Origin of the sequence: Pelosinus sp. UFO1 (assembly GCF_000725345.1) — a bacterium.
Taxonomy (GTDB): domain Bacteria; phylum Bacillota; class Negativicutes; order DSM-13327; family DSM-13327; genus Pelosinus.
In genome coordinates this window covers 675146-691049 of sequence record NZ_CP008852.1, presented here as the reverse complement: position 1 = coordinate 691049, position 15904 = coordinate 675146, and the positions used below count along the sequence as shown (strand labels likewise).

26 protein-coding genes are annotated in these 15904 nt (G+C 40.0%); all 26 read right to left on the bottom strand.

The features are described 5' to 3' along the window. Nucleotides 1-120 precede the first annotated feature (120 nt). Nucleotides 121-2352 carry a UvrD-helicase domain-containing protein gene (locus UFO1_RS03070; protein WP_038667816.1) on the bottom strand — a complete coding sequence of 744 codons (2232 nt, stop codon included), beginning with the start codon at nt 2350-2352 and terminating at the stop codon, nt 121-123. 35 nt (nt 2353-2387) lie between these two features. Then, nucleotides 2388-3191: an energy-coupling factor transporter transmembrane protein EcfT gene (locus UFO1_RS03065; protein WP_038667812.1), complete on the bottom strand. Its 804-nt coding sequence runs from the start codon at nt 3189-3191 to the stop codon at nt 2388-2390. A gap of 1 nt (nt 3192) precedes the next feature. Further along, on the bottom strand, nt 3193-4050 hold the full coding sequence (locus UFO1_RS03060) for an energy-coupling factor transporter ATPase (RefSeq protein WP_038667809.1): 858 nt from the start codon (nt 4048-4050) through the stop codon (nt 3193-3195). Then, the gene (locus UFO1_RS03055; protein ID WP_038667806.1) at nt 4041-4874 is read right to left on the bottom strand and encodes an energy-coupling factor transporter ATPase; all 834 of its coding nucleotides are present in this window, start codon (nt 4872-4874) and stop codon (nt 4041-4043) included. The genes UFO1_RS03060 and UFO1_RS03055 overlap by 10 nt, the downstream gene beginning before the upstream one ends. A gap of 330 nt (nt 4875-5204) precedes the next feature. Beyond that, a complete protein-coding gene (gene rplQ / locus UFO1_RS03050) occupies nt 5205-5543 on the bottom strand; it encodes a 50S ribosomal protein L17 (protein ID WP_038667803.1) in 339 nt (112 codons plus the stop codon). A gap of 14 nt (nt 5544-5557) precedes the next feature. Next, nucleotides 5558-6517, bottom strand: a complete 960-nt coding sequence (locus tag UFO1_RS03045) for a DNA-directed RNA polymerase subunit alpha (protein WP_038667800.1) — start codon at nt 6515-6517, stop codon at nt 5558-5560. A 93-nt stretch (nt 6518-6610) separates the two neighbouring features. Beyond that, on the bottom strand, nt 6611-7246 hold the full coding sequence (gene rpsD, locus UFO1_RS03040; protein ID WP_038667797.1) for a 30S ribosomal protein S4: 636 nt from the start codon (nt 7244-7246) through the stop codon (nt 6611-6613). A gap of 26 nt (nt 7247-7272) precedes the next feature. Further along, the gene (gene rpsK, locus UFO1_RS03035; protein ID WP_007937671.1) at nt 7273-7665 is read right to left on the bottom strand and encodes a 30S ribosomal protein S11; all 393 of its coding nucleotides are present in this window, start codon (nt 7663-7665) and stop codon (nt 7273-7275) included. 14 nt (nt 7666-7679) lie between these two features. Beyond that, nucleotides 7680-8054 (bottom strand): 30S ribosomal protein S13, encoded by a 375-nt coding sequence (gene rpsM / locus UFO1_RS03030; RefSeq protein WP_038667794.1) that lies wholly within the window; start codon nt 8052-8054, stop codon nt 7680-7682. 14 nt (nt 8055-8068) lie between these two features. Continuing rightward, nucleotides 8069-8182 carry a 50S ribosomal protein L36 gene (rpmJ, locus tag UFO1_RS03025; protein ID WP_007937679.1) on the bottom strand — a complete coding sequence of 38 codons (114 nt, stop codon included), beginning with the start codon at nt 8180-8182 and terminating at the stop codon, nt 8069-8071. 76 nt (nt 8183-8258) lie between these two features. Next, on the bottom strand, nt 8259-8477 hold the full coding sequence (gene infA / locus UFO1_RS03020; protein WP_007937682.1) for a translation initiation factor IF-1: 219 nt from the start codon (nt 8475-8477) through the stop codon (nt 8259-8261). Nucleotides 8478-8501: 24 nt separating this feature from the next. Next, on the bottom strand, nt 8502-8786 hold the full coding sequence (locus UFO1_RS03015; protein WP_038667791.1) for a KOW domain-containing RNA-binding protein: 285 nt from the start codon (nt 8784-8786) through the stop codon (nt 8502-8504). A gap of 12 nt (nt 8787-8798) precedes the next feature. Further along, entirely contained in the window at nt 8799-9545 is a 747-nt protein-coding gene (gene map / locus UFO1_RS03010) for a type I methionyl aminopeptidase (protein WP_038667788.1), read from the bottom strand. Nucleotides 9546-9547: 2 nt separating this feature from the next. Further along, nucleotides 9548-10195, bottom strand: coding sequence for an adenylate kinase (locus tag UFO1_RS03005; protein WP_038667785.1), 648 nt, complete (start codon nt 10193-10195; stop codon nt 9548-9550). Between the two features lie 14 nt (nt 10196-10209). Next, nucleotides 10210-11466: a preprotein translocase subunit SecY gene (gene secY, locus UFO1_RS03000; RefSeq protein WP_038667782.1), complete on the bottom strand. Its 1257-nt coding sequence runs from the start codon at nt 11464-11466 to the stop codon at nt 10210-10212. After that, nucleotides 11467-11907, bottom strand: a complete 441-nt coding sequence (rplO, locus tag UFO1_RS02995; protein WP_038667779.1) for a 50S ribosomal protein L15 — start codon at nt 11905-11907, stop codon at nt 11467-11469. Between the two features lie 20 nt (nt 11908-11927). Next, nucleotides 11928-12113: a 50S ribosomal protein L30 gene (rpmD, locus tag UFO1_RS02990; RefSeq protein WP_038667776.1), complete on the bottom strand. Its 186-nt coding sequence runs from the start codon at nt 12111-12113 to the stop codon at nt 11928-11930. A gap of 12 nt (nt 12114-12125) precedes the next feature. Then, the gene (gene rpsE / locus UFO1_RS02985) at nt 12126-12626 is read right to left on the bottom strand and encodes a 30S ribosomal protein S5 (protein WP_007937696.1); all 501 of its coding nucleotides are present in this window, start codon (nt 12624-12626) and stop codon (nt 12126-12128) included. 18 nt (nt 12627-12644) lie between these two features. Continuing rightward, nucleotides 12645-13007 carry a 50S ribosomal protein L18 gene (rplR, locus tag UFO1_RS02980; protein ID WP_038667773.1) on the bottom strand — a complete coding sequence of 121 codons (363 nt, stop codon included), beginning with the start codon at nt 13005-13007 and terminating at the stop codon, nt 12645-12647. A gap of 25 nt (nt 13008-13032) precedes the next feature. Next, the gene (gene rplF / locus UFO1_RS02975) at nt 13033-13584 is read right to left on the bottom strand and encodes a 50S ribosomal protein L6 (RefSeq protein WP_038667770.1); all 552 of its coding nucleotides are present in this window, start codon (nt 13582-13584) and stop codon (nt 13033-13035) included. Between the two features lie 25 nt (nt 13585-13609). Beyond that, nucleotides 13610-14008, bottom strand: a complete 399-nt coding sequence (rpsH, locus tag UFO1_RS02970; protein WP_038667767.1) for a 30S ribosomal protein S8 — start codon at nt 14006-14008, stop codon at nt 13610-13612. Nucleotides 14009-14032: 24 nt separating this feature from the next. Next, complete coding sequence (locus tag UFO1_RS02965) at nt 14033-14218, bottom strand: type Z 30S ribosomal protein S14 (RefSeq protein ID WP_038667765.1); 186 nt, start codon at nt 14216-14218, stop codon at nt 14033-14035. A 14-nt stretch (nt 14219-14232) separates the two neighbouring features. After that, nucleotides 14233-14772 carry a 50S ribosomal protein L5 gene (gene rplE, locus UFO1_RS02960; protein ID WP_038667762.1) on the bottom strand — a complete coding sequence of 180 codons (540 nt, stop codon included), beginning with the start codon at nt 14770-14772 and terminating at the stop codon, nt 14233-14235. A 25-nt stretch (nt 14773-14797) separates the two neighbouring features. Further along, nucleotides 14798-15130: a 50S ribosomal protein L24 gene (rplX, locus tag UFO1_RS02955; protein ID WP_038667759.1), complete on the bottom strand. Its 333-nt coding sequence runs from the start codon at nt 15128-15130 to the stop codon at nt 14798-14800. Nucleotides 15131-15147: 17 nt separating this feature from the next. Then, a complete protein-coding gene (gene rplN / locus UFO1_RS02950; protein ID WP_038667756.1) occupies nt 15148-15516 on the bottom strand; it encodes a 50S ribosomal protein L14 in 369 nt (122 codons plus the stop codon). A 69-nt stretch (nt 15517-15585) separates the two neighbouring features. Beyond that, entirely contained in the window at nt 15586-15843 is a 258-nt protein-coding gene (gene rpsQ, locus UFO1_RS02945) for a 30S ribosomal protein S17 (RefSeq protein WP_038667753.1), read from the bottom strand. Between the last annotated feature and the right edge of the window lie 61 nt (nt 15844-15904).

Sequence of the window (15904 nt, the reverse complement as noted above, 5' to 3'; positions counted from 1 at the left end):
ACTCACTATATATACTTAACGAAATTTTTTTTAACGCAGAGGACGTAAAGCCGCTTACGCGGACACAGAGAACACAAAGGGGTATATAACACGTCTCTGTGCATCTTTGCGCTCTCTGCGTTAATCGTTAGTCTTAACTTTCTCCATTAACAAGGGTGTAAGATTACCACGATATAAGATATGTAAATAATATAACGGGCGAGACAAAGCTACGTATAGTAACTTCGCATCGAAGTTATTATTCTTAAACTCCTTATCTGATGCATTGCACATAATGACACCATCAAATTCTAATCCTTTGGCTAAGCCGACTGGAAGAATCGAAATACCGCCTTGATAAGAAAGGGTATCACTGGTGATTAAATGCAGATCCTCCTGATCGATTCCCTTTTCCCTAAGTGCATGGTATAAGGAAATGCTGCTACTTTCTAACTTAGTAATAATCCCGATGGATTTACAGTCTCTCTCTTTAAATCCTTTTATGGCATCCTCTATCGCCGCCACAGTCTCATCCTCTGTTTTTACTTGTTGGTATACTGGATCTTTTCCTATTTCATATACGGGAATCGCAGCTGAATGCCCTTTGGGCATAACCTTATTAAAACATTCTACAATTTCACGTGCAGAACGGTAGCTATAATTGACTTCACGATAGACAGACTTTACGTCAGCAAATACTTCTTTCATCAATACTTGCCAACTCTCAATACTCCGGTAAGAGGTAATTCCTTGGGATATATCCCCCATAATCGTAAAGGAGCTATTTTTAGATAATAGCTTGAGTATCATAAATTCTAAGGCATTTAAATCCTGCGCTTCATCCACCACAATATGTTCAAATTTCATTATATGATTCCAGCCGATTACCAAGTAGGTCAGATAACAAAGAGGTGCTAAGTCTTCTTTTTCGACCTTTCCCTCCTGCAAAATCCCTAGGGAATACTCTGTAATAAAAGGAACATCATAGTTTTTCTTTTTAAATGGTTTAAAAATACTTTTATTACTAAAGACTTCAATATAGGAAGCTATAATATCATCACAAGACCACTTTAAAAAGTGACTTGCCAGAAATTGCGTTGCTTGTCTTGTGTATTGTTCATAGATCTTGTCGGTACTACCTACTTTACGTTGTTGTTCAATTTCTAACACTTCGAGAAAATTCCTCAGTCGAAAGTGAATATAACCAGTTAAAGTCTTTACTCTTTCGTTATAAGGAGTACTCGACGTACTACCTTCCATGAATTTTTCAATCTGCTGTTCTTTTGTGATGAGAAGTTTATCATCAAACAGACGGATTTCTTTCAATTTTACACAAAATTTTTCTATCTTTTTCTCGATCCATGCCTCTAATACTTGCATAAATTCTAAAGATCCTTTTACTTTCGCAACGGCTCCTAACTGTTCCCGCCTACTATCTTGTACCTTACTTTCCAAAAAGAGTTGGGCTTTTTCATCCTGGGTAATAGAAAAAGTAGTTTGGGTTATTTCGTTCACTACATCCGTAAAGGTTAATTGTCTAACATCATCCGCATCTATCTCTGGCAGTAATTCACAAATATAATCAAGAAACAATTTATTAGGAGCTATGACCATCATCTTTTGTGGGTCTAATTTTTCATTATATAAAAGGTAGGATAATCGATGGAGGCCAATTGTACTCTTCCCCGATCCTGCTACTCCTTGAATGATAATAATTTGATGTAAGGTTTCGCGGATAATTTTATTTTGCTCTGCCCGAATGGATGTAACAATATCCTTTAACTTATTGCTAGTGCCTTGTAGTAAGCGTTCCGTTAAAAAGGGGTCAGCAAGTAAAGCCTCCTTTTGACGGGAAGCCAGTTGATCAAAAATATAATCATCAGATATTTTTTCTAGTATACTTTGGACAATTTTATATTGCCTTTTTAAATTCACATCACCACTGTAATGATATCGATCTAGTACGTCATAACTAGCTCTTCCATCTTGACACTCATAAAAGATAGTGGCCACAGGATCCCGCCAGTCAAAAACTAATATATCTTGTATTGTAAGAATATCTAATCGAGTAATTTTTACCCGACCGATATAGAAACTCTCATATTTTTCTGTATCATCTTCCCTGAAATCAACTCGGCCAAAATAGGGACTGTCCAAAGCTTCTTGTATATCATAAATTTTTTCCCCATTATCATTCTTCATCATGGAATGAACATAGGTGCTAATTTTATCTTTATGTTCTAATGATATACGCATCTGCTGCGTTCTTTTCTCAATATCTGCTTCTAATGAAGAGATAATTTCATTCATCTCAATCAATGTCTTCTCTAAGTGCGCTTTTTCTAATGCATAATCTGGATGGTCTTTAACCATATAACCTCCTACCTTTTCTCTAAAAGTCTCAGAGTTTATTGTCTATATGTTCTCATTGCAACTAGAACCCCGATGACTAAACATAATATCCCATAGGCCCACCAGTCTCTATTTTCGATTTGTAGTTCTTTCATCCGAGTCCGTTGATCTCCCCCCCGATAGCATCGCGCTTCCATAGCTGTCGCTAATTCATCGGCACGCCGGAAAGCACTAATAAATAGAGGTACTAATAAGGGTATCATATTGCGAGCACGTCGTACTATATTTCCCGAGGAGAAATCGGCCCCTCTGGCCATTTGAGCCTTCATAATGCGATCCGTCTCTTCAAGTAATGTAGGAATAAAGCGTAGAGCAATGGTCATCATCATTGCTAATTCATGCGCGGGAAGTCCTATTTTCTTGAAAGGTTTGAGCAATCGCTCAATTCCATCTGTCAAAGCAATAGGAGATGTAGTAAAAGTTAATAAAGAAGATACCATAATTAAAAAAACAAGCCGCATGGTCATAAGAATCCCCTGCCGTACTCCTTCATGTGTCACCGCTAGGGGTCCCATGGTATATAATACATTTCCTGGTGTCGTAAAAATATGAATAAGTAAGGTCAGTACAATAATCATCCATAATGGCTTTAATGAGCGCAGCATCATGGTAACAGGTATGTTTGCGGATAATATTATTACCCCAACAAAAATAGCTAGTATAGAATATGCCTGATAATTATCCGCCAAAAAAATACTGCTAATAAATAATAAGGTACTAATAATTTTAGTCCGAGGATCTAATAAGTGAATGAAAGAAGTTCCTGGAAAGTATTGCCCTAACATAATATCTTTCAACAAATTAACCCCTCCTCACTGCATTATATACACTGTCCGCAGCAACATCCATTGTTATTGCCGTCGCATCAACTGGTAGACCATGCTGCCTAAATTTATTCATAAGTATAGTAAGAGGAGGTACGTCAACACCTGCTTGTTGTAGCTCTGCCTGATAGTCAGCGAAAATATCTTTAGGCGATCCATCTAAGCTAATTTCCCCATCCTTCATTACTAAAAGACGACTCGCCATCCGTGCTACATCTTCCATATTGTGTGATACTAATACAACGGTAATTCCTGTAGCCTGGGATAGATTCATAATTTGGCTAAAAATTTCATCACGTCCCCGGGGATCAAGACCTGCTGATGGTTCATCTAATATTAGGTATTGTGGTTCTAAAGCAACAACTCCAGCAATGGCTACACGTCTCATTTGACCGCCACTTAACTGAAAAGGAGTGCGCTTAGCAAACTTGTCAAAATCAAGACCGACAAATGAAAGGGCCTTTTTCACCCGATCATCGATTTCCGCTTCTGGTATGCCAAGATTACGCGGGCCAAAAGCAATGTCTTCATATACGGTTTCTTCAAATAATTGGTGCTCGGGGTATTGAAATACCATGCCGACACTGCGTTTAGCTTGCCCTGCTGCTGGTCCTTTACTATGGATATTTTCCCCATCAATACTAACTGTACCTGATGTGGGTTTTAATAAACCATTTAAATGCTGTACGAGTGTTGATTTGCCTGATCCAGTATGGCCAATAATCGCTACAAATTCGCCTCGTTTTATTTCTAAATTAATTTTTTTAATTGCTATTTTTTCATAAGGAGTTTTTGACATATACACATACGTCACTTCTTGCAATTTTATGGACATACAGCCACCACCAATGCCTCGTCTGTTATCACTGTCTCTGGAATATTTATACCACGTTGCCTTAGATGGTAGGAGAGTTCTGCTGCTACAGGCACATCTAGACCTAATTCCTTTAAGAGAGTTACTTGGCTAAATACGTCTTTTGGGGTACCTTCCATAACAACTTTTCCCTGTCCCATAACAATTACCCTGTCAGCGGCTACTGCTTCCTCCATGAAATGAGTAATGTATACGATTGTTATTTTCTGCTCACGATGCAGCCTTAATACTGTCGATAATACTTCCCGTCTCCCCTGAGGGTCTAGCATAGCTGTTGGTTCATCTAATACCAAACAGTTAGAACGCATGGCAAGCACACCAGCAATCGCCACACGTTGTTTTTGACCTCCAGATAATAAATGAGGACTATGATTACGATACTCTTCCATACCTACGTCTTTTAAAGCTTCAGCTACTCGGCGTCGAATTTCAGCTGGTTCTACCCCTAAATTTTCGGGACCAAAAGCGATATCTTCTTCTACTATCGTAGCTACAATTTGATTATCCGGATTTTGAAACACCATACCAACTGCCTGCCTAATTTTCCAAACATGATCCAGGTCGAGTGTATTTAATCCATTTACTATACATTCTCCCTCTGTAGGAATTAAGAGTGCATTGAAATGTTTGGCTAAAGTCGATTTCCCTGAACCATTTGTGCCAATAATGGCGACAAATTCGCCCTTAGCAATCGATACGTTTATATGATCAAGTGCCTGTACTTGTTCACCTTCATGGCTAGCATAGGTATGGCACATATCTTTCACACTAATAAACTCTCCCATATCGTTCCCCTTTATATCGAAATGATAGTGAAATCACTTCAAATTCTCTAAGACATAGAACGTTTTGAACCGCAGAGGCGCAGAGAACGCTGAGAATACAAAAGATAATTAACCCAAAAAATCAGAAAACACTATCGAATATATTCGCTCTGTGTTCTCTGTGCCTCTGTGGTTCAATCATTTCGTCTCCCATCGCTCTATCCTCAAAAAAATATATACTTTCACCTAGAAATAAAGGCGGCCCGTAAAGGCCGCCTTTTCCCTATAAACCACAATAACCAGGCGACGAGGCCAAGTATATGCCTTTGTCACCTGGCCCAATTGCAAACGTTAGACCAGTTCCAATATTACCATTGGTGCTGCATCTCCACGACGCGGTCCCAATTTCATAATACGGGTATAACCGCCTTGACGCGTAGCATATTTAGGGGCAATTATGTCAAACAATTTTGTAACTACTTCTTCATCCATGAGGCTTGATAACACTTGACGGCGAGCATGTAAGTCACCGCGCTTAGCCAAAGTAATCATCTTTTCAGCAAGACCGTTGATTTCTTTTGCTTTTGCTTCTGTTGTTTCAATACGCTCGTTTGCAAAGAAGGAAGTCAAGATGCTGCGAAACAACGCCTTACGTGCGCTAGAGTCTCGTCCTAACTTTCTATAGCCCATTTTCTTCCCTCCCTTTATTCTTCCTCTTCGCTAAGTCCAAGACCTAGCTCGATTAATTTTTTCTTTACTTCTTCCATTGATTTACGACCAAGGTTACGTACCTTCATCATGTCATCTTCGGATTTTTGCACTAAATCTGCCACAGAATTAATTCCTGCCCGCTTTAAGCAGTTGTAAGAACGTACAGATAGATCCAAATCTTCAATGGTCATATCCATGATTTTGGAGTTGCCCTCTTCTACCACTTCGGTAAAAGTGCCATCCATACTATCTTCCTCAGGAATAATACCTGCTAAGTTTTGGAATAGCTTCAAATGAGCTACCATAATACTAGCAGATTTGCTAACAGCCTCTTCCGGACGAATACTTCCGTCGGTCCATACTTCCAGCGTTAATTTATCATAATCAGTGACGTTCCCGACACGAGTATCTGTGATCTGATAGTTAACTCTCTGAATAGGTGAAAATATGGAGTCAATAGGAATAATACCAATCACATGATCCGGTTTTTTGTTCTTGTCGCCAGGAACATAGCCACGACCACGTTCTACGGTTATTTCCATTTTAAGAGAACCACTAGCATCAACGGTCGCCAAGTGCAGTTCAGGATTTAGAACTTCAATATCTGGGTCAGCAATAATATCACCTGCTGTAACTTCCCCTTCAGTTAAACATTCAATCCTCAATGTCTTTGGTTCGTCGCTGTGCATTTTTAAGCGCAATGTTTTCAAATTCAGGATAATGTCGGTAACGTCTTCCCGAACACCAGGAATAGTAGAAAACTCATGAAGAACACCCTCAATTTTGACGGCTGTAATTGCGGCCCCCTGCAGGGAGGACAGCAATATACGACGCAAACTGTTGCCAAGTGTTGTACCATAACCACGTTCAAGTGGTTCGCAGACGAACTTACCATAACGGCTGTCTTCACTAAGCTCTACTATTTCAATTTTCGGTTTTTCGATTTCGATCATTTGGAAAAACCCTCCTCTTTGCGTACAATTAAGTTACGCCATACCCACGGTTGAGGGCATACATTCGGACTTTTTTCAAAAAGCATACCTTGATTATCTAGAGTACAATTCGACAATCAGATGCTCTTGAATTGGAGTATCAATTTCCTCACGAGTGGGGTAACGCAATACTGTTCCATTCATTACATCTTGAGTTGGTCTTTCCAACCAAGGCGCCACTGTTTTGTGAGCAAGAGATTCTGTAATTTCTTTAATTAATGGTGATTCTTTGCTGCTTTCGCGTACTGCAATTACATCACCTGGTTTAATTAAATAAGATGGAATATCTACTCTCTTTCCATTAACAGTGAAATGTCTGTGGCGAACCAATTGTCTAGCTTGCGTACGGCTTGCTGCGAAACCAAGACGATATACCACATTATCCAATCTTCTTTCTAGTAATACTAGTAAGTTTTCACCAGTAATACCTTTTTGACGATCAGCTTTGTCAAAATAAGAACGGAATTGAGTTTCCAAAATACCATAAACACGACGTGCTTTTTGTTTTTCTCTCAATTGAATTCCATATTCTGAAACTTTTTTACGTGTTTGGCCTTGGCCATGTTGACCAGGTGCATACGCACGTTTAGCTATTGAACATTTGTCCGTATAGCATCTTTCGCCTTTTAGATATAATTTTGTGCCTTCACGACGGCATTGTCTACAAACAGGTCCTGTATATCTAGCCATGTATATTTAACACCTCCCGAAACTTCTTATACTCTTCTACGCTTAGGTGGACGACATCCATTATGAGGTACAGGCGTACAATCTTTAATAGAACTTACTTCTAAACCAGATGCCTGTAGTGATCTAATGGCTGCTTCCCGACCTGAGCCAGGTCCTTTTACAAAAACTTCAACTTGTTTAAGTCCATGTTCCATTGCAGCTTTAGCAGCTGTTTCTGCTGCCATTTGTGCAGCAAATGGAGTACTTTTACGGGAACCTCTAAATCCAAGTCCACCCGCACTAGCCCAAGACAAAACATTACCCTTTGTATCGGAAATAGTCACAATTGTATTATTGAAAGTAGAACGAATATGCGCTTGACCATGCTCAATATTTTTACGTTCTTTTCTTTTTGGTCTAATAGCTTTCTTAGCAACCAATCTTTATCCCTCCTCTACGCTTTTTTCTTTTTCGCTCCAACAGTCCGTTTTGGACCTTTGCGAGTACGGGCATTCGTCTTAGTACGTTGACCACGTACAGGAAGACCCATACGATGACGTTTACCACGATAGCAGCCGATTTCAATCAGACGCTTAATGTTAAGTGACTGCTCACGACGCAAGTCGCCTTCTACTCTAAGGTTTTTATCAATAGCATCACGTAGTTTGACAACCTCTTCTTCGGTTAAATCACGAGTACGTGTGTCAGGATTAATCCCAGTAAGTGCCAAGATATCCCTTGAAGTTTTAAGACCGATACCATAAATATATGTTAAAGATATTTCGATTCTTTTATCACGTGGTAAATCTATTCCGGCAATACGTGCCATCTATAGTACACCTCCTATCCTTGCTTTTGTTTATGTTTAGGATTTTCACAAATCACCATTACATGTCCATTACGTTTAATTACCTTGCATTTTTCACAAATGGGTTTGACCGACGGTCTCACTTTCATTTGCCAGTCCTCCTTTTCATATATTCACGAACTCGCGCTATCGATTGATACCGAAAGCACTTACCTTACGAATCCGCTATTTGAAACGGTAGGTAATACGGCCACGCTTTAAGTCATAAGGCGTAAGCTCTACAGTTACTCTATCCCCAGGTAAAATCCGGATAAAGTTCATGCGGATCTTACCTGATACATGCGCCAATACGACATGCTCATTTTCCAGTTTGACCTGGAACATAGCATTAGGCAAGGCTTCGACAACCGTACCTTCAACCTCAATTACATCTTGCTTGGACACGAGATATCCCTCCTCGTCCGCTTATCACAGATTATCTGGCTTGTATAAAACCTGAATGGCTTGGCGGATTTCTTCGTCTGTAATTTTCATACCAGATTGAAGTTTTTCCGCCAGACCTTTGGCAATCGATTTAAGAACATTAACATGCCGGATGTTTTTTTGCTTGGGATTAGCAATTTTTCGTTCTCTACCGTTAACCAGTGAGAGAATCTTATTATTTTTAATCCCAACTACAAGATAAACTTGCATTTGATCACGTCCGGCAACACTAGTAACAAGTTGCCCCATTGATATATTCACGACTGACACCAGAGCTGCCCCCTATAACTTAGTTAGAATCTCCGGCTTACCATCCGTGATAGCAATTGAATGTTCAAAATGCGCTGAGCGCTTGCCGTCAAGAGTTACAACCGTCCAACCGTCGTCAAGTGTCTTTACTTCATATGTGCCCAGATTGACCATCGGCTCTATGGCCAAGGTCATACCAGCCTTTAATCGTGGACCACGGCCAGGAGCGCCATAATTTGGCACTTGAGGATCTTCATGCATACTCCGTCCAATGCCATGCCCAACATAATCACGCACTACACCAAATCCATGTTGTTCTGCGTGAATCTGAACGGCATGGGAAATGTCGCTTAGACGATTGCCTATGACGGCTTGTTCAATACCTTTATACAAAGACTCTTCTGTAACATCCAAAAGCTTTTGCACTTCAGCATCTACTTCACCAACAGGCACTGTAATCGCGGCATCACCATTGTATCCATTTATTACCGCTCCAATATCAATACTAACATTATCTCCAGTTTTTAACTTTCTTAACCCTGGAATGCCATGTACTACTTCTTCATTTATTGAAGAACAAATGTTTCCTGCAAAACCATGGTATCCCTTAAAAGCAGGGATAGCATCACGGCTTTTAATATATTTTTCGGCAATCTGATCCAGATCTAGCGTAGTGACTCCGGGCTTAACAGCTTTTTTAACTTCATCTAGTGTTTCAGCCACTATCTTACCTGCATCACGCAAGTAATTGATTTCCCGCTCTGATTTAAGGATGATCATACCTACTCGCCCCTCAAGCTGTGAACTATATCAGAAAATACCTTATCGATCGCTTGACGTCCATCAATTTCGCTATAAAGACCTTTGTCTTGATAGTATTCAATTAATGGTTTCGTCTGACCGTTATATACGGATAAACGCTTTGTAACTGTTTCTTCCGTATCATCAGCACGTTGATATAATTCACCATCGCATTTATCACATTTACCGTCAACTGTAGAAGGATTAAATAATACATGGAAGGTAGCGCCACAACCTTTGCAGATACGACGCCCTGTCATGCGACTAATTAAATCTTCCGTAGGAACAGTGATGTTAACTACACGATCTAGTTTTATTCCGAGTTCAACCAGTGTACCATCTAAAGCGTTCGCTTGTTCAATTGTACGCGGGAACCCATCTAGAATAAAACCTTTATGACAATCGGGTTTAGCCAGTCTTTCTTTTACTATCCCAATAGTGATACTATCAGGTACTAGTTGCCCAGCATCCATACAAGCTTTCGCTTGTTTGCCAAGTTCAGTTCCTTCCTTTACAGCAGCACGAAACATATCGCCTGTTGATATGTGGGGGACTTGAAACTCTGCAACTAATTCAGCCGCCTGTGTACCTTTACCAGCCCCAGGCGGTCCCATTAACAGGATATACATGCGAAGCGACCTCCCTACTTCATAAAGCCTTGATAGTGACGCATTAGAACAATGGCCTCTATTTGCTTCATTGTGTCAAGTGCCACGCCTACCACAATTAAAAGGGCGGTACCGCCAAAATTTAACCCTGGAATATTTGTCACAGCTGCAATAAAGTTGGGCAGTATGGCAATACCTGCAAGAAACACTGAACCTGCAAGGGTGATTCTGGTCATGACTCGATCCAAATAATCAGCAGTCGGTTTACCCGGGCGCAGTCCTGGAATAAAACCACCGTATTTTTTCATGTTCTCTGCCATATCCGATATGTTCAAAGTAACCGCAGTATAGAAATACGTGAAGAAAATAATGAGTAGCGCATACAATGTTGTTTGTAGCGGCGTACCCCACGCAAACCAGCCTGCCACGGTTTTTACCCAGGGAATATCAACAAACTGGGCAATAGTTACTGGAAACATCAGCACGGATGACGCAAAGATTATTGGTATAACTCCCGCTTGATTTACTTTCAGCGGAATGTGAGTAGAGTGACCACCATAGGTTTTACGACCAACTACTCGTTTAGCATATTGTACCGGAATTCTTCGTTGACCTTGTGTAATGGCAATTACCAAAACAATCATGGCCACAGCAATAATCACGAATAACAATACATTGAAGAAATTAATGGTACCTGCGGCAAGATATTGATATAACATATACAAACCATCAGGTAATCTTGATACAATCCCGGCAAAGATAATTAGCGAAATGCCATTACCAATACCTTTTTCAGTAATTTGCTCTCCAAGCCACATTAGGAAAGTAGTTCCTGCTGTAAGTGTCAATGCAATCAATATTGTAGAAGCAATGCCTGGATTAATAATTGCGGCTTTCAGTCCAATTGCCATACCAATTGCCTGAATAAATCCTAGAAGAACGGTGCCGTAACGAGTAATTTGTGTTAACTTTTTACGACCTTCCTCGCCCTCTTTAGACCATTGTTCAAAGGTTGGGACAACAACAGTTATGAGCTGCATAATAATAGAAGCATTAATATAGGGTGTAATACTCATTGCAAAGATGGAAAACTTACTTAATGCTCCACCAGAAAACAAATCTAGTAAACCAAATAGGTTACCACTAGAAAACATTTGTTCAATAACAGAAACATCTACTCCAGGAACTGGAATATGCGTTCCAGCTCTGAATACTAAAAACATGGCTAGGGTAAAAACTACCTTTTGTCTAAGCTCAGTGATCTTTAGTATATTGGACAGAGCAGAAAGCACTTAGACCACCTCAACTTTTCCGCCAGCTGCTATAATTTTTTCTTCAGCTGACTTAGTGAAGCCGTTAGCAATTACAGTAAGTGATTTTGTCAGTTCGCCGTTACCCAAGATACGTACGCCGTCACGAACATTTTTCAATACACCAGTTTCAACTAAAGCTACAGGGTCAACAACTGAACCATTTTCAAAACGATTCAAGTCAGAAATATTTACTTCTGCATAATCTTTTGCAAATTTGTTGTAAAAACCGCGTTTTGGCAATCTACGGTAAAGAGGCATTTGACCGCCTTCAAAACCAGGACGAGTACCGCCGCCAGCGCGAGAATTCTGACCTTTATGACCTTTACCCGATGTTTTGCCAAGACCTGAACCCAAGCCGCGACCAACACGAGTGCGCACTTTCTTTGAACCAGGCGTAGGTGCTAATTCATGCAATTTCATTATTAGCGCCTCCTCTCTAATTAGTCTTGTATTTCTTCAACCGTAACTAAATGCTCCACTTTGCGAACCATGCCGCGGATAACTGGAGTATCTTGTTGCATTACGAAAGTATTTGTTTTCTTAAGCCCCAGAGCCTTTACAGTAGCTCGTTGATCTTCTGGTCTGCCGATCAGGCTTCTGGTAAGAGTGATTTTGAGTGTTGCCATTATAATTCCTCCTTAACCCAAAAGTTCCTGAACGGTTTTACCGCGAAGTGCGGCTACTTCTTCAGCACGTTTCAATTGCTTCAAACCGGTTAAAGTAGCACGTACCATGTTATTAGCATTAGAAGAACCAAGGGATTTAGTTAAGATATCATGAATCCCGGCAAGTTCAAGTACAGCACGTGCTGGACCACCAGCAATAACACCAGTACCTTCCGATGCAGGTTTCATAAATACTTTACCAGCGCCGAATACACCTAAAATTTGATGAGGAATAGTGGTGCCTACCAAAGGAACGTTAATTAAGTTCTTTTTAGCATCTTCCACACCTTTTCTGATTGCTTCAGGCACTTCACCAGCTTTACCTAAGCCAGCTCCAACGTGACCATTTTCGTCACCAACAACAACTAGCGCACTAAAGGAAAAACGGCGACCGCCTTTTACTACTTTAGCAACCCTGTTTATGAATACAACTTTCTCTTTTAAATCGAGAGTTGTGTAATCAATTCTGGACATTCATTTACCTCCTTTTGCTTAAAATTCCAGCCCTGCTTCACGCGCTGCTTGGGCCAAAGCTGCTACTCTACCATGATAAATATAACCACCACGGTCAAATACCACTTTGTTAATACCTTTTGCTAATGCACGTGTTGCAACTGCTGCACCTACAGCCTTAGCTGCTTCTGTATTACCGCCATATGTTAAGCCTAAATCTTTATCCATAGTACTAGCCGCTACCAAAGTAGTACCAGTAACATCATCAATAACTTGTGCATAAATATGACTTAAGCTACGAAATACATTTAAACGTGGTCTTGCTGCAGTACCTGTAACAAGTTTACGTACACGTAAATGGCGTTTTTGCCTAGCCTCATTCTTAATTCCTTTACGAAGCAAAGTGGTCACTCCTTTCGCTTAAAATCTACTTCTTACCTTTACCGCCTGCTTTACCTACTTTACGGCGAACAACTTCACCTTCATAACGAACGCCTTTACCTTTATAAGGTTCAGGTTGTCTATACTTACGGATTTTAGCTGCTAACGCGCCAACATCTTCTTTATTAATACCAGAAACAACAATTCTGTTTGGAGCAGGAACATCTAGAGACATGCCAGTAGGAGGCTCAACTTCTAAAGGATGAGAGAAACCTAATGTTAATGCTACTTTGTTACCTACTTTTGCTGCTCTGTAACCAACGCCAACAATTTCAAGAGTTTTTGTGAAACCTTGAGTAACACCAGTTACCATGTTGGACAATAAGGTACGAGTCAAACCATGCAATGATCTATGTTGTTTTTCATCTGAAGGCCTTTTTACAACAAGGGTATTGTCTTCTAGTTCCAATATCATATCTTTATGAATGGCACGAGTCAATTCGCCTTTAGGGCCTTTTACAGATACCAAATTGCCTTCGCCAATCGTAACAGTTACGCCGGCAGGAATAGCAATCGGCATTCTACCGATTCTTGACATATGTGCACCTCCTTAACTACAAAAATTACCAGACGAAAGCTAATACTTCGCCACCAAGTCCATCGCGGCGAGCTTGCTTATCAGTCATAATTCCCTTAGAAGTTGAAATAATTGCAACTCCTAGGCCACCCAATACGCGGGGCATTTGATCTTTTCTTGCATATACACGCAATCCAGGTTTTGAAATACGTTTAATGCCAGTAATTACCTTTTCACGATTAGGTCCATATTTTAAACTTGCTCTTAGCACACCTTGTTTATCATCTTTAACAATTTCAAAATCCTTAATAAAGCCTTCTGCCTTTAGAACTTGAGCAATTGCTTGCTTAATTTTTGAAGCAGGAATTTCTACTTTATCATGATAAACCGAGTTTGCATTACGAATACGAGTAAGCATATCTGCAATTGGATCGGTCATTACCATTTAACATTACCTCCTTCCTGTAATCTACCAGCTAGCCTTAGTTATCCCAGGAATGACACCTTTATAGCTCAATTCCCTAAAACAAATACGGCACATTTCAAATTTACGTAAGTAACCATGTGGACGACCGCAGACCTTACATCTATTGTGCTTACGCACGCTAAACTTAGGTTCGAGCTTCCATTTTTCAATTAATGCTTTCTTGGCCACGAGTGTCCCTCCTTTTACGCACTGAACGGCATGCCCATAAGCTTTAACAGTTCGCGTGCCTCTTCATCCGTTTTCGCAGTGGTTACGATAATAATATCCATACCACGAACTTTATCCACTTTGTCATACTCAATTTCAGGGAATATTAATTGTTCTTTAATCCCCATAGAATAGTTACCACGACCATCAAAAGATTTTGGGCTAACGCCGCGGAAATCGCGAACACGTGGTAATGCAATGTTTAATAGTTTATCTAAAAACTCATACATACGTTGCCCACGCAGGGTAACTTTAGCGCCGATTGGCATACCTTCACGGACTTTAAATGCAGCAATTGATTTTTTTGCACGAGTTACTACTGGTTTTTGACCGGCAATAATCGTCATATCATTGATTGCAACATCTAGGACTTTAGGATTGCTAACTGCTTCTCCTACGCCCATATTTAAAACCACTTTTTCAATTTTAGGAATTTCCATAATGTTTTTGTAACCAAATTTTTCCATTAACGCTTTGGCTACTTCATCACTATACTTTTCTTTCATTCTGGACAAGTGTAGTTACCTCCTTTCTGCGTGATTATTTATCAATAACTTCGCCACATTTTTTACAAGTACGAACGAATGCTCCACTTGCAAGAGACGTTTTTTTAATGCGTGTTGGTTTATCGCAAGCAGGGCACACCAGCATAACTTTTGCTGAATGTAACGGAGCTTCTTTTACGATAATTCCGCCTTGAGGCAAGTTTTGTGAAGGTTTTGTATGACGTTTTACTGTATTAAGACCTTCTACTACAACTTTACTCTTTTTCGGCAATGCTTGGATTATTTTGCCTGATTTTCCTTTATCTTTACCAGACAAAATAACAATTTTATCGCCTTTTTTGACGTGTAATTTTTTCGCTTCTGACATTCCGGATACCTCCTAACTTAGATTACTTCCGGCGCCAGCGAGATAATCTTCATAAAATCTTTCTCACGCAGTTCTCTCGCTACTGGCCCAAATATACGAGTCCCTCTAGGGCTTTTATCTTCCTTAATAATAACTGCGGCATTCTCATCAAAGCGGATGTAAGAACCATCAGGGCGACGTAAGCCTTTTCTTGAACGAACTACTACGGCTTTTACTACATCACCTTTTTTAACTGCACCGCCTGGAGAAGCAGCTTTTACTGCTGCAACAATAACATCACCAATGTTAGCATATCTACGGTAAGAACCGCCTAATGCCCTGATGCACATGATTTGTTTCGCACCGCTGTTATCAGCAACATTAAGGATTGTTTGTTGTTGAATCATCCTGTTCCCTCCTTATCGAGGTTAGAGGTCCGAGGTTCAATTTTTCGAACTGCGAACTCCAAACCTCACTTATTTAGCTCTTTCAATAACTTCCACAACTCTCCAGCGCTTATCTTTAGACAGCGGACGAGTTTCCATGATCTCTACAATATCGCCAATATGACTATCATTGTTTTCATCATGAGCTTTAAATTTAACAGTCTTCTTTATTGATTTCTTATAAAGAGGATGTTGTTCCAAACGTTCAATAGCTACAACGATGGTTTTATCCATTTTATCGCTAATTACTTTACCTATTTTAACCTTACGGTCATTTCTTTCACTCACGTCCAATTAGCCTCCTTCCGTTCTTACTTACTATTAACGGCTTTATTACTTAAGAACGTTT